The sequence below is a fragment of the Amphritea atlantica genome, from assembly GCF_900111095.1.
Taxonomy (GTDB): Bacteria; Pseudomonadota; Gammaproteobacteria; order Pseudomonadales; family Balneatricaceae; genus Amphritea; species Amphritea atlantica.
On sequence record NZ_FOGB01000006.1, the window covers coordinates 242,861 to 256,317 of the forward strand.

A 13,457-nucleotide genomic window follows, 5' to 3' on the forward strand; every position below is an offset into this window, starting at 1 on the left:
TCAGTTAAGCACGGTTTGTGCCCTCAGGTGATTGGAACTGATCATCCGGACAATTTAGTGTTATTCAGGGGGGATCGTTTGGATACCACAGGGGCAGAGCCCTTTAATCAAATAATTGTGAAGTATGCATTCCCACGCGGGAGCGTGGGAACGAGCGAAAAAGAGTTATTCGGACGAGTAGATCAGATTAGGCAGAGATTGATGAAAAGGCTTTCTTTTTGGTTAGGGTTATTGAGCATTCTTTATGCTGGCCTTCACCGGACTCGCTAATGCTCGCCGTTTAATGGGGAAAACAAGCCTGAAGAGGTTAGCGATGATTTCAGAGGCAGATTGGAAACACTTCAAAACAGTGCAGGCTGCAACATTAGATAAATTCTGTAAACAGATTTTAGATGATGCGTCTGAGACGATTAACGATGTTGTTCTTTCAAACCATGAGAAATACATTAGTTTGTATAGGATGATCGAAAAGCGAGATAAACGAATTGCAGAAATATTCAATTACAACTCTAGATCTAAGGTTATGCTTCAGCTCTACTTATTGAAATCTGAAGGCCTTCTGGAGGCGGTTCAAATTGCAGGCTTTTCGACAGAAGTTCAAGAGTATCTAACCAACAATGATTTATATGTTCGGTAGGCCTGACAGGGAACAGGGGAGAGATATATTTTCTTGCCCCTGAACCCCTTTAATCCACCGAACCAACGCTTGTTCTGGCAAGCGACCCAGTCGCGTCTGATTTAAGGGGGCAATCAATATGACGATGGATTGCTTAACCGTTGAGCAACGTTGCAAGGTATGCATTCCCACGCGGGAGCGTGGGAACGAGCGATATATTTTTTTGCCCCTTCCCCCCCCCTTTAATCCACCGAACCAACGCTTGTTCTAGCAAGCGACGCAGTCGCGTCTAACCACTAGCAAGTCACGCAGTGACGTCTAGCCACTGCTCTTACCAATAGTCCGCTCCAACGGCGCTAGCAGGTTGTTCACCTTGTCATAGGTTTCCTGATATTCATCTGCGGTTTCTGAATCGGCGACAATACCGCCGCCAGCCCAGCAGTGTATCTGGCCGTTCTCACAGATCAGGGTGCGGATGGTGATGCTGGTATCCATCTGACCGGAGAAACTGAGGTAACCGATGGAACCACAGTAGATGGAGCGGCGATGAGGTTCCAGTTCATCGATAATCTCCATGGCGCGGATCTTGGGTGCGCCGGTGATCGAGCCGCCGGGGAAGCTGTGTTCCAGCAGGTCGATCGGGGTTTTATCGGCGGCCAGGTTACCCGTGATGGTGCTGACCAGGTGGTGGACATTGGCATAGGACTCAACCGCAAACAGTTTAGGCACTCTGACACTGCCGTGTTCACACACCTTGCTGATATCGTTGCGCATCAGATCGACGATCATCAGGTTTTCGGCCCGGTCTTTCTCGCTGTCATGCAGGGCCAGTTTCAACTGCGCATCCAGCGCCGGATTGTTGCCCCTGGGACGGGTGCCCTTGATTGGTTTGGTGGTCACCCGGCGCTCGACCACTTCAAGAAACTGCTCGGGAGAGTGCGACAGAATTGCGCCATCAGTGGTTTCAATGTAGGCGGAGTAGGGTGTTGGTGCCTGCTGTCTGATCAGCTTGTAGGCCGTCCAGGGGTCCCCGGTATAGCGGCTGCTGAAACGTTGGGCAAAGTTAACCTGATAGCAATCACCGGAGTGGATGTACTGATCGATACGGTTAAGCGAGTGGTAATACTCGGGTTCACTCATATTGCTTTTAAAGGGGGCTGCAAGGGTAAAGCTGCGACTGCCTGTTTCACCATCATGGTTTAGCAGCTGCAGAATGTTTTCTGCGTCGGCGGTATTGATCAGGGGGGTGGTGACCAATTGTGCGGTGTTACTCTCATGGTCGATCACTACTGCCCAGCTGTATATACCCACCTGCATATCAGGAAGCTCGATATCAGCGATGGTGTTTTCTGGCAGTGTTTCCAGACTGCGGCCCAGGTCATAGGAAAAATATCCCAGCAACCCACCACAGAATGGCAGCGCTTTAATCTCGGTTTGTTGTGGCTCAGGGCAATGCTGCTGATACTGGCTAAACAGTTGTTGCAGATGGGTAAAGGGATTGCCGCCGAGCTGTTCATCGCTGCTGGCTGTGGTGAGATGAGTTAATCCATGCTGATAACTAAGCCGGGCTTCAGGATTTGCGGCGATGATATCAAAACGCCCATAACGGCCGGCAGGTTTTCCACTGTCGAGGAACACCGGGGCGTCGAGGTGACGGATGCGTTCGAAGTAGAGGGTGGTATTTTGCAGATAGGGGAGTGAAAAAAGTCTGTACACCCGATAAACCTTAGTTCTTGCCTGTCTTCAGCTCAGGTCTCTGAGTGTGACCGGTCGTTGTTTTGCCATCCCTCAGCTTAAGATTGAACAGGATGGTTCAGGGTAAAAAGCGATTGTATCTGTCCGGGGTAGCGAAAGCGAGGTGCAATCCTGCAGTTTTTTCTACAAATCTAAACAGTATAATCGCCTTATAATGACGGGAGTTTTTTCCTTCTTCAGGATACTATCCGTTTATTTATAGCCGTCAGATAACAGTTAGCAGGACCGATGATTAAACACCCCTTTAAGATCACTCAGCATCAGCTCAACCTTCCCGACCAGCAGGTCAGTTATCAGCTTTACAGAAAACCCTGTGACAGCTCAACGCGCCGACTGGTGATGCTGCACGGTGCCGGCGTTGCCGGTGAGGACACCTGGGCCGCCATTGCGATGCTGAGCACCAGCTGGGATGAGATCCTGATACCGGATCAGCGCGGCACCGGAAACACCCGTTACCCTGATGGCACTGAGTATTCATTTACCGTCAATGAACTGGTGAATGATATCAGTGCATTGGTGGACCATCTGGGCTGGTGGCAGTTTGATCTGGCCGGTTACTCCATGGGGGGGATGGTCTCCTTATTGTATAAGCAGCGTTACCATGAGCGGGTGAAGAAACAGTATCTGTTAGAGTCTGCGGTGCTTGACCGGCCCTGCTGGGAGTCTACGGTTAATCTGCGCTTGCAGTTCAGTGAAGCGGCGGAACATCTGCAGGGGGATCAGGCGGAAACCGGAATACGTGCGTTTCTGGATACTATCTCACCCAACCGTAAAGTGGCACCTAAAGCCGAGTTGTTGACAATCCAGCGGCTTGCAGCACGTCCTATTGGTTTTGCTAATGCCCTCAACTGTGTCACGGAAGCGATTACCACCATAGACCGTGAAGCATTGGTGGCTGCCCAGGGCGATGTCACCAGTTTTATTGGCGGTCACAGTGTTGATCTGATGCATCAGTATCAGCGGGATCTGGCCGAACGCCTGCCCAACTGGCACTACTTTATGGTGCCAGGCACTGATCATTCGCTGCCGTTTCAGAAACCCCGTCAGATCGCCCGTATTATGGATGCAGAACTGAACCGTTTTCTCGCCTGATACGCACTCCTGAACTAGACTGATAGCCTCGTTTGACGGGGCTTTTTTATGCCTGATAGCTAAGTCAGGATATACCCCTATACTTTTGTAGCATGTCGACACTTTTCGTCTTTAGTATGGTTGACGATGCAGTAGTTGCTCTGTATTGTTAGCCAAATAACAAGATTGTCGACAATCCATCGAGAAGGTTGTAATGGCAGAGATCATAGAATTAAACGATACCTCAAGCGAAGTACGCACCCTGGCAGATCGTGTCAGTGGCCAACTGATTACCGCCATTGTTCGCGGTGATATCCCTCCGGGACAAAAGATCAGTGAACCGGAACTGGCGCGCACCTACGGCATCAGCCGGGGGCCTTTACGCGAAGCGATCCGCCAGCTCGAAGGCTTGCGTCTGGTGGTCCGGATTCCCCATGTGGGGGCCCGTGTGGTGTCGCTGAGCCCGGAAGAGTTAGTTGAGATCTACCGGATTCGTGAAGCGCTTGAGGGCATGGCCTGTCGACTGGCGGCCGACAATATGTCGACAGATGAGATCAACAGCCTGCGGGAACTGCTTTATCAGCATGAGCGAAACATCCAGGAGATTGATGGCCGCGCCTATTTTCAGAAAGAGGGCGACCTGGATTTTCACTACCGCATCGTTCAGTCCAGTAAAAATTCTAAACTGTTTGAGTTGCTGGGTGGTGAGCTTTATCACCTGGTACGCATGTACCGTTACCAGTTCAGCGTTTCTAAATCACGTCCGCAACGTGCCCTGAAGGAACATCATCGCATCCTGGATGCGATCGAAGAGAGGGATGGCGAGCTGGCAGAACTGCTGATGCGTCGGCATATAGGCCGGGCGCGCCGTAATATTGAAGAACGTCTGAACCCAACGAACAAAGAAGAGAGGGAATAACCTATGAGCAAACTGACCGCTGGCGGACGTTTCCGCAAAGCATTAGAAGAGACCAATCCACTGCAGATCGTGGGTACCACTAACGCCTATCATGCGATGATGGCTGAGCGTGTTGGCCACAAAGCGATCTATCTGTCCGGTGGCGGCGTTGCTAACCACTCTTACGGTCTTCCCGATCTGGGCATGACATCGATGAATGACGTATTGGCCGATGTGGGCCGTATCACCAGCGCTGTGGAAACGCCGCTGATTGTTGATATCGATACCGGTTGGGGTGGGGCATTCAATATCGCCCGAACCATCAAAGAGATGACTAAGTTCGGTGCGGCAGGTTGTCATATTGAGGATCAGGTAGCGCAGAAACGTTGTGGCCACCGTCCTAATAAAGAGATCGTCTCTCTGGAAGAGATGGTTGACCGTGTGAAAGCCGCTGTTGATGCGAAGACCGACGATGACTTCTTCCTGATCGCCCGTACCGATGCGTTTCAGATGGAAGGGCTGAATGCTGCCGTTGAACGTGCGCAGGCCTGTCTGGAAGCTGGTGCCGACGGTATCTTCGCCGAAGCGGTTCACACCCTGGATGATTACCAGGCGTTCTCTGATGGTATCAACGGCGCACATCTGCTGGCCAACATCACTGAGTTTGGTGCGACACCGCTGTTTAATACTGAGGAGCTGGCCGCTAACGGCGCAACTATGGTGTTGTATCCGCTGTCAGCCTTCCGTGCGGCTAACCTGGCTGCCCTGAATGTATTTGAAGCGATTCTGCGTGATGGGGACCAGAAAGCGGTTGTCGACACGATGCAGACCCGTATGGACCTTTACGATTTCCTCAACTACCACGACTTTGAACAGAAGTTGGATGCGCTGTTTCAGGAAGGTAAAAACAAGTAATCAGCCGCAGCGCTGAAACCCGGTGAGCTAACTCCCGCTGAGCGTTAAAGCGGGAAGATCGACAGAGTCAAAGCAAATAATACTGTAACGGGTAAACACACTTTTCAGGCCCGAAAGCAGAGAGGAGAAGATAGGATGGCAGAAGCTAAGAAATTAAGTGGTGCGGGTCTGCGTGGTCAGTCCGCTGGTGAAACGGCACTATGTACCGTTGGTCAGAGCGGCGCAGGTCTGACATACCGTGGCTACGATATCAAAGAGCTGGCTGACAAGGCGCAGTTTGAAGAGGTTGCATACCTGTTGCTGTATGGCAAGCTGCCAAATCAGGGTGAACTGGATGCTTATAAAGCCCGCCTGAAAGGGATGCGGGCGCTGCCTGACGCGCTTAAAACGGTGCTGGAACAGATCCCCGCGGATGCTCATCCGATGGATGTGATGCGTACCGGTTGCTCCATGCTGGGCAATCTGGAAACCGAACAGGATTTTACCGAGCAGCACGATCATATTGACCGGATGCTGGCGGTTTTCCCAGGCATGATTAACTACTGGTACAACTTCAGCCACAACGGCAAGCGTATCGATGTAGAAACCGATGCCAATTCGATCGGTGAACAGTTCCTCTGGACTCTGCACGACAAAAAGCCTGAACCACTGCATGTTGATGTGATGCATGCCTCGCTGATTCTTTATGCCGAGCATGAGTTTAACGCCTCAACCTTTACTGCCCGGGTGTGTGCTTCAACGCTATCAGACATCCATAGCTGCGTGACCGCTGCCATTGGTTCCCTGCGTGGCCCCCTGCATGGTGGTGCTAATGAAGCGGCGATGGCGATGATTCAGGACTGGCGTTCTCCGGACGAGGCGGAAGCCGAAATCATGGCGATGCTGGCGCGTAAAGATAAGATCATGGGCTTTGGCCATGCGATCTACCGTGATTCTGATCCCCGTAATGCGATCATTAAAGAGTGGTCGAAAAAGCTTTCAGAGCAGGTGGGTGATGAGTATCTGTACGCCGTATCTGAGCGGGTGGAAGCGGTAATGTGGCGGGAGAAGAAACTGTTCTGTAACGCTGACTTCTTCCATGCCTCTGCCTACAACTTCATGGGCATTCCTACCGAGCTGTTTACCCCGATCTTTGTTTGCTCCCGGGCGGCAGGCTGGACTGCACATGTGATGGAGCAGCGGGCCAATAACCGCATTATCCGCCCATCAGCTGACTACAGCGGCCCAACCAGCGCCGAGTGGATCGATATCGCCGATCGTCCGTAAGCCGAACTGGCTGAGAGGAGAGGGGCTGAGTTAACGATCAGCCCTTTCCCTAACTAAGAATTTAATGGTGTGATATGAATACTGAATACCGTAAACCGTTAGCAGGTACCGGCCTGGATTACTTCGACACCCGTGCGGCGGTCGATGCGATCAAGCCCGGTGCTTATGCAACGCTGCCTTACACCTCCCGCGTACTGGCTGAACAACTGGTGCGTCGCTGTGAACCCGAAGCACTGACCGCTTCACTGAACCAACTGATTGAGCGTAAACAGGATCTCGACTTTCCCTGGTATCCGGCCCGTGTTGTCTGTCACGACATCCTCGGTCAGACCGCACTGGTCGACCTGGCAGGTCTGCGGGATGCTATTGCTGATCAGGGGGGAGACCCGGCCAAAGTGAATCCGGTTGTACCAACCCAACTGATTGTTGACCATTCGCTGGCTGTTGAAGCACCAGGGTTCGATCCCGATGCTTTTCAGAAGAACCGTGATATTGAAGATCGTCGTAACGATGACCGTTTTCACTTTATCGAGTGGTGTAAAACCGCGTTTGATAACGTTGATGTGATTCCGGCCGGTAACGGTATCATGCACCAGATCAACCTGGAGAAGATGTCTCCGGTGATTCAGGCCCGTGACGGTGTTGCCTTCCCGGATACCTGTGTGGGTACCGACAGCCACACCCCTCATGTTGATGCTCTGGGTGTTATCGCTATCGGTGTCGGTGGTCTGGAAGCTGAAACCGTGATGCTGGGCCGTCCCTCTATGATGCGTCTGCCGGACATTATCGGCGTTAAACTGGTGGGCAAACGCCAGCCGGGGATTACCGCTACCGATATGGTGCTGGCGATTACTGAGTTTCTGCGTAATGAGAAAGTGGTTTCCGCCTATCTGGAGTTCTTCGGCGAGGGAGCTGCAACGCTGTCGATCGGTGATCGTGCCACGATCTCCAATATGACTCCTGAATACGGTGCGTCTGCCGGTATGTTCTATATCGATGAGCAGACCATTGAATATCTTAAGCTGACCGGTCGTGAGCCGGAACAGGTTGCGCTGGTTGAACAGTATGCCAAAGAAACCGGCCTGTGGGCTGATGATCTGGTTGATGCTCAGTACGAACGGGTACTGGAGTTTGATCTGTCAACGGTGGTCCGCAATATGGCGGGGCCGTCTAACCCACATCGCCGTTTGCCGACCTCAGCCCTGCACGAGCGCGGTATCTCCAGTGATACGATGCTGGCCGCTGCTCAGGCAGAAGAAGCGGATGGCCTGATGCCTGACGGCGCAGTTATCATCGCCGCCATTACCAGCTGTACCAACACATCGAACCCGCGCAATGTGGTTGCTGCCGGTCTGGTTGCCAGGAAAGCTAATGAGCTGGGACTGCTGCGCAAGCCCTGGGTTAAAACCTCGTTTGCGCCGGGCTCCCGGGTAGCCAAACTCTATCTTGAAGAAGCGGGTCTTCTGCCCGAGATGGAAAAACTGGGCTTCGGTATTGTTGGCTATGCCTGCACCACCTGTAACGGTATGTCCGGGGCGCTTGATCCGGTGATTCAGCAGGAGATCGTTGACCGCGATCTGTATGCGACGGCAGTACTATCGGGTAACCGTAACTTTGATGGTCGGATCCATCCCTATGCCAAGCAGGCATTCCTGGCATCTCCGCCACTGGTCGTCGCCTATGCGATTGCCGGTACCATCCGTTTCGATATTGAAAACGATGTCTTGGGGACCGACAAAGAGGGCAATGCGGTTACCCTGAAAGATATCTGGCCAAGTGATGAAGAGATCGACGCGATTGTTGCCAGCGCCGTGAAGCCGGAACAGTTCAATCAGGTGTATATTCCTATGTTTGACCTGGGCGCAGCAGAGCGTTCACCCAGCCCACTCTATGACTGGCGTCCACAGACAACCTATATCCGTCGTCCACCTTACTGGGAAGGCGCACTGGCTGGTGAGCGAACCATGAAGGGGATGCGTCCGCTGGCGGTACTGGGTGACAACATCACCACAGATCACCTGTCGCCTTCTAACGCGATCCAGGCTTCCAGTGCTGCCGGTGAATACTGCGCCAAGATGGGCCTGCCGGAAGAGGACTTCAACTCTTACGCAACCCACCGGGGGGATCACCTGACCGCTCAGCGGGCAACTTTCGCCAACCCGAAACTACTCAATGAGATGTGCCGGGATGAGAATGGCGAGATTATCCAGGGCTCTCTGGCACGTCTGGAGCCGGAAGGTACCCAGATGCGGATGTGGGAAACTATTGAAACCTATATGCAGCGTAAACAGCCGCTGATCATCATTGCCGGTGCCGATTACGGTCAGGGGTCTTCCCGTGACTGGGCCGCCAAAGGTGTTCGTCTGGCGGGTGTTGAAGCGATCGTTGCGGAAGGTTTTGAGCGTATTCACCGTACCAACCTGGTTGGTATGGGGGTATTACCGCTGGAGTTTAAAGCCGGTGATAACCGCAATACCTACGGCATCGATGGCACAGAAACCTACGATGTGGTTGGCGAGATCAGCCCACGTTGTGATCTGACCGTGGTGATGACCCGTCGCAATGGCGAGGTGGTTGAGATTCCGGTGACCTGTCGCCTGGATACCGCTGAAGAGGTCCATGTTTACGGTGCTGGTGGTGTGTTGCAGCGCTTTGCGCAGGACTTCCTGGAAGCCAACGCATAAGCGTTAACCGCTGTGCAGGGCCGGATATGCACTCTTCCGGCTCTGCTATTTGATGCAAGAGAATTTTTAATAAGCGTATTTAATAAAAGCTTTTATCTATCTGATCTTATTAAGAGTTTTCTGAACACGAGTCTCGTTTTTGAATGACGCTCAGAGACACAGGAATGTAAAAATGGCATTTGTCCCTCAGGTAAAAATCCCCGCGACCTATATTCGTGGCGGTACCAGTAAAGGTGTTTTCTTCCGTCGTCAGGATCTGCCGGCAGCAGCACAGCAGCCGGGTGAAGCCCGCGACAATATCTTACTGCGGGTGATCGGCAGTCCCGATCCCTATGGTCAGCAGATTGATGGCATGGGTGGCGCAACCTCGAGTACCAGCAAAACGGTGATCCTGGATAAGAGCAGCGAACCCGGTCACGATGTGGATTATCTGTTTGGTCAGGTGGCGATCGACAAAGCGTTTGTCGACTGGTCTGGCAACTGCGGCAACCTGACCGCAGCGGTAGGGGCGTTCGCCATCAGTAATGGTTTGGTTGACGCTGAGCGGATTCCTGACAATGGGGTCTGTACCGTGCGGATCTGGCAAAAAAACATCGGTAAAACCATTATCGCCCATGTGCCAATGACCAACGGTGAGGTGCAGGAAACCGGTGATTTTGAACTGGATGGCGTGACGTTTCCGGCAGCAGAGGTGGTGATCGAATTTATGGATCCTGCCGATGGCGAAGGGTCAATGTTCCCTACGGGTAATCTGGTGGATGATCTTGAGGTTCCGGGCATCGGCACCTTAAAAGCGACAATGATCAATGCGGGTATTCCAACCATCTTTCTTAACGCCTCAGATATCGGTTACACCGGTACCGAGCTGCAGAAAGATATTAACTCCGATGCAGCAGCGCTGGGAAGTTTTGAGACCATTCGGGCTCATGGTGCGCTGAAGATGGGGCTTATCAGTGATATCTCTGAAGCGGCAGCCCGTCAGCATACGCCCAAGGTAGCCTTTGTTGCGCCAGCAACCGCCTATGTATCCTCCAGTGGTAAGCAGATCTCTGCGGATGATATCGATGTCTGTGTACGGGCTTTGTCCATGGGTAAACTGCACCACGCGATGATGGGCACTGCATCAGTTGCCATCGCCACCGCTGCCGCGGTACCGGGTACTCTGGTGAACCTGGCAGCCGGTGGAGTAGAGCGTGATTCAGTCACCTTCGGCCACCCCTCAGGCACCCTGCGTGTCGGTGCCGCCGCAGAGCAGCAGGCCAATGGTGACTGGAGCGCCACTAAAGCGGTCATGAGCCGCAGCGCACGGGTGCTGATGGAAGGGTTTGTACGCATTCCCGGAGATAGCTTCTAAGCGCTAAAACCTATTTTTCATTCTGCACAGAGGGTATCTGCAGAATGTTACCAATGTCGAAGTGGCAGTCAGACGTTCAGGCCTCCCTATCAAGGACTGTTCGTTTCACTTCACGCTTAGGCCCTGTACGCAAGTGCAGGGTCTTTTTTTTATTCTGCCATAGGTGGAGAGGGAAGCACGGCCCGCGGCGATAGTCCGTGCCTGTGAATTGCTCTATCGCCGCAGGATGCGGCTCCTACGATACAATTAACCCAAAATGCTCTCGTTGTCCGGTGTGGAGGTCTCTCTGTGGTGTGGGAGGCGCGCCCCCGCGGCGATAGTCCGTGCCTGTGAATTGTTCTATCGCCGCAGGATGCGGCTCCTACAATACAATTAATCCATAAATTCTCTCGATGTCCGGTGTGGAGGTGTCTCTGTGGTGTGGGAGGCGCGCCCCCGCGGCGATAGTCCGTGCCTGTATATTGTTTTATCGCCGCAGGATGTGGCTCCTACAATGCCATATGATCCTCTATACTCTACTATTTAGGCAGCCAATGTCAGGGACTATTTTGTATAACTTAAAAGGAGAGAGGCGATAGATATGCAGCATGAAAAGCTTAATTACGTAGAGTTTGGTTCGACGGATCTTGAGGGTTCAAAAGGTTTTTTCACCGATGTGTTTGGCTGGCACTTTACCGATTATGGTCCCGATTACAGTGCATTTGATCAACAGGGTCTTGAGGGGGGATTCTTTACTTCAGACCAGACTGCAAGTCAGGAAAAGGGCAGTGCGCTACTGGTGTTTTATAGTGGCGATCTTGAACAAACCCTGGCAAAAGTTGCAAGCCATGGGGGTGATATCTGTAAAGGGATCTTTGAGTTTCCCGGTGGACGCCGTTTTCATTTTATAGAGCCCGGCGGCAACGAGTTTGCGGTCTGGTCTGATCAGCCTGCCGGTTGAACCGTTACTACAGTAACAGGACTATTAGCCCTGCGATTGCGGCTTATAGTCGCTTGATATCAGTCGCAAACTGTCTTCTGCAAAACCGCTACCGGCCTCTCTGTAGAAGTTAAACACTTTATCGATGCCAGCATCCAGCAGCTTTTGCCGGTCATCTTCATAGCGGGCAATGGCGGCAATCTGGCCCTGATAACCGCAGTTTGCCAGTTGGATGGTAATATTACGGCTATCTTCGATGGAGGGCAGGGCCAGCAGTATCAGTTTAATATCAGAGGTATTAAAGCTTTCCCAGAAATCGGCATCTTCACCATCGCCAAAGCAGACATTCAAACCTTTCTGCTGCAGCTCTGCGGCTCTGAAGCGGTCTGAATCGAGCCCGGCGACCCGGTGGTCAATAATATTCTGTAATGCTTTATACGCCCCTTTTCCAACCCGGCCCATACCGATGACCAGAACCTCTGCATGGGGAAACTGTTCAATAATATCTGCTTTCAGGCGGTGGCTGTTTTCGTAGCGTTTCAGATAATCTTTATGTTGCATGTAAAAACGATGTGCGCGGGGATAAAGAACGCTGGTCAGCACAAAAGACAGTGATACTGCCAGCGCAAGAATCACCAGCCATTCGCGGCTAAGCCAGCCGGAATCGACACTCAGGGCCGCAACAATGAGGCCAAACTCACTAAAGTTACTCAGGGCCAGTGAGGCCAGATAGGCGGTGCGACTGCGCAGTCTGAGGCGGGTAAGAATGGCAAAGAAGAGCACGAACTTAATGCCGATCAGCAGAGAGATCAGTGCGGCAGTGCCCAGCATTGACCAGGTTGGCAATGCGGTAAATCCGATCGACAGAAAAAAGCCGATCAGAAACAGATCCTTAAAGCTGAGCAGTGACTTGGTTAATTCTGAGGCTTTAGTGTGCTGGGCCAGAAGTATGCCAAATACCAGCGCCCCGAGATCCCCCTTAACACCGACCAACTGGAAAAGTTCGTAGCCCCCGAGGGCGAAGAAAAAACCGGTTAAGGGGAGCAACTCACCGTGTCCGGCTTTATCCAGTAATTTGTAGAGTATTGGGCGGGCAAAGATCAGTGCGAACAGAAGCGGAGCCCAGATCGATGGCAGCTTTCCGGTGGCAACCACCAGAAACAGCACCGCTACGATATCCTGCATCACCAATACACCGATCGCCAGCTGCCCATGACGGGTCTTCATCTCCCCGTTTTCTTCCAGCAGCTTAACGATACAGACCGTACTGCTAAAACTGAGGGCGAAGCCGAGCAGGGCCGCCGTGGTCAGATCGAGGCCGCTGTAATAGGGCACAGCAACAACCGCCATCAACAGGACAAAAGAACCAAATACCAGGATCCACAACGCCATATGGCTGAGCGTACTGGCCCACACTTCACGCCGGAGCAGATCGCCAATGTGCAGTTTAAGGCCAATGGTAAACAGCATCAGGGTGATGCCGAGATCAGCAAGGGTATCCAGGCTTTCGGTGGGCTCAATGCCGAGAAAGTGCAGCAGAAAGCCCGCCAGCAAAAAGCCAATTAAGGGCGGCATCCCAATAACTTTAAGCGACAGACCACACAGAAAAGCGAACAGAACCCAGATAAAATCCATAGATATAAGTCTTTGTAATTACATAATATTTATTAATGCAAGATAGGACTATGCTAACACTTATCGGGTGACAAAACCCTATATGCTGTTTGCATATGATGAATCGGTTTAAACAGTTTCGTTAACATACATAGTCGGTTCCAGAGAGTTAAGCCTTAAGGGGATGTGATCGTTTTAGTTGCGTTGCAGTCTGGCGGGATAAGCTCAGTTGACTACTTAAACTGACTGGTGCTGACGCAGAGCTTAAGATGGATTATGGCAGACTAACCGCCGCTAAGCGCGTGAAAGATATGCAGCGTGCCATTATACAGAATCGGGTCTGAGGTCGTTTTACGGCCAGTCAC

10 protein-coding genes are annotated in these 13,457 nt (G+C 52.2%); 8 read left to right on the forward strand and 2 right to left on the reverse strand.

The window, feature by feature from the left end; genetic code table 11:
• Window positions 1-244 precede the first annotated feature (244 nt).
• The gene (locus BMY09_RS12225; protein WP_091358512.1) at window positions 245-637 is read left to right on the forward strand and encodes a hypothetical protein; all 393 of its coding nucleotides are present in this window, start codon (window positions 245-247) and stop codon (window positions 635-637) included.
• A 297-nt stretch (window positions 638-934) separates the two neighbouring features.
• On the opposite strand, the gene pabB is transcribed toward BMY09_RS12225, so the two are convergent.
• A complete protein-coding gene (pabB, locus tag BMY09_RS12230) occupies window positions 935-2,332 on the reverse strand; it encodes an aminodeoxychorismate synthase component I (RefSeq protein WP_091358514.1) in 1,398 nt (465 codons plus the stop codon).
• A 267-nt stretch (window positions 2,333-2,599) separates the two neighbouring features.
• Here pabB and BMY09_RS12235 point away from each other — a divergent pair, with 267 nt between their 5' ends.
• From BMY09_RS12235 to BMY09_RS12265, 7 genes are all read left to right on the forward strand, one after another.
• Window positions 2,600-3,463, forward strand: a complete 864-nt coding sequence (locus BMY09_RS12235) for an alpha/beta fold hydrolase (protein WP_091358518.1) — start codon at window positions 2,600-2,602, stop codon at window positions 3,461-3,463.
• Window positions 3,464-3,656: 193 nt separating this feature from the next.
• Window positions 3,657-4,361, forward strand: a complete 705-nt coding sequence (locus tag BMY09_RS12240; RefSeq protein ID WP_091358521.1) for a GntR family transcriptional regulator — start codon at window positions 3,657-3,659, stop codon at window positions 4,359-4,361.
• 3 nt (window positions 4,362-4,364) lie between these two features.
• The gene (prpB, locus tag BMY09_RS12245) at window positions 4,365-5,255 is read left to right on the forward strand and encodes a methylisocitrate lyase (RefSeq protein ID WP_091358524.1); all 891 of its coding nucleotides are present in this window, start codon (window positions 4,365-4,367) and stop codon (window positions 5,253-5,255) included.
• Window positions 5,256-5,390: 135 nt separating this feature from the next.
• Window positions 5,391-6,521 (forward strand): bifunctional 2-methylcitrate synthase/citrate synthase, encoded by a 1,131-nt coding sequence (gene prpC, locus BMY09_RS12250; RefSeq protein WP_091358528.1) that lies wholly within the window; start codon window positions 5,391-5,393, stop codon window positions 6,519-6,521.
• A 74-nt stretch (window positions 6,522-6,595) separates the two neighbouring features.
• Entirely contained in the window at window positions 6,596-9,205 is a 2,610-nt protein-coding gene (gene acnD, locus BMY09_RS12255) for a Fe/S-dependent 2-methylisocitrate dehydratase AcnD (protein WP_091358531.1), read from the forward strand.
• Window positions 9,206-9,377: 172 nt separating this feature from the next.
• Window positions 9,378-10,559 (forward strand): 2-methylaconitate cis-trans isomerase PrpF, encoded by a 1,182-nt coding sequence (gene prpF, locus BMY09_RS12260; RefSeq protein ID WP_091358534.1) that lies wholly within the window; start codon window positions 9,378-9,380, stop codon window positions 10,557-10,559.
• A 580-nt stretch (window positions 10,560-11,139) separates the two neighbouring features.
• On the forward strand, window positions 11,140-11,499 hold the full coding sequence (locus tag BMY09_RS12265; RefSeq protein ID WP_091358538.1) for a VOC family protein: 360 nt from the start codon (window positions 11,140-11,142) through the stop codon (window positions 11,497-11,499).
• Between the two features lie 24 nt (window positions 11,500-11,523).
• Here the strand turns inward: BMY09_RS12265 and BMY09_RS12270 are convergent, their stop codons facing one another.
• Window positions 11,524-13,113, reverse strand: a complete 1,590-nt coding sequence (locus BMY09_RS12270) for a cation:proton antiporter family protein (RefSeq protein WP_091358541.1) — start codon at window positions 13,111-13,113, stop codon at window positions 11,524-11,526.
• Window positions 13,114-13,457: the final 344 nt, after the last annotated feature.

Coding starts and splice junctions, on each gene's coding strand:
- BMY09_RS12265 (WP_091358538.1), top strand. CDS start 11,140: ATGCAGCATGAAAAGCTTAATTACGTAGAGTTTGGTTCGACGGATCTT.
- BMY09_RS12240 (WP_091358521.1), top strand. CDS start 3,657: ATGGCAGAGATCATAGAATTAAACGATACCTCAAGCGAAGTACGCACC.
- prpB (WP_091358524.1), top strand. CDS start 4,365: ATGAGCAAACTGACCGCTGGCGGACGTTTCCGCAAAGCATTAGAAGAG.
- BMY09_RS12225 (WP_091358512.1), top strand. CDS start 245: ATGCTGGCCTTCACCGGACTCGCTAATGCTCGCCGTTTAATGGGGAAA.
- acnD (WP_091358531.1), top strand. CDS start 6,596: ATGAATACTGAATACCGTAAACCGTTAGCAGGTACCGGCCTGGATTAC.
- prpF (WP_091358534.1), top strand. CDS start 9,378: ATGGCATTTGTCCCTCAGGTAAAAATCCCCGCGACCTATATTCGTGGC.
- BMY09_RS12235 (WP_091358518.1), top strand. CDS start 2,600: ATGATTAAACACCCCTTTAAGATCACTCAGCATCAGCTCAACCTTCCC.
- BMY09_RS12270 (WP_091358541.1), bottom strand. CDS start 13,113: ATGGATTTTATCTGGGTTCTGTTCGCTTTTCTGTGTGGTCTGTCGCTT.
- prpC (WP_091358528.1), top strand. CDS start 5,391: ATGGCAGAAGCTAAGAAATTAAGTGGTGCGGGTCTGCGTGGTCAGTCC.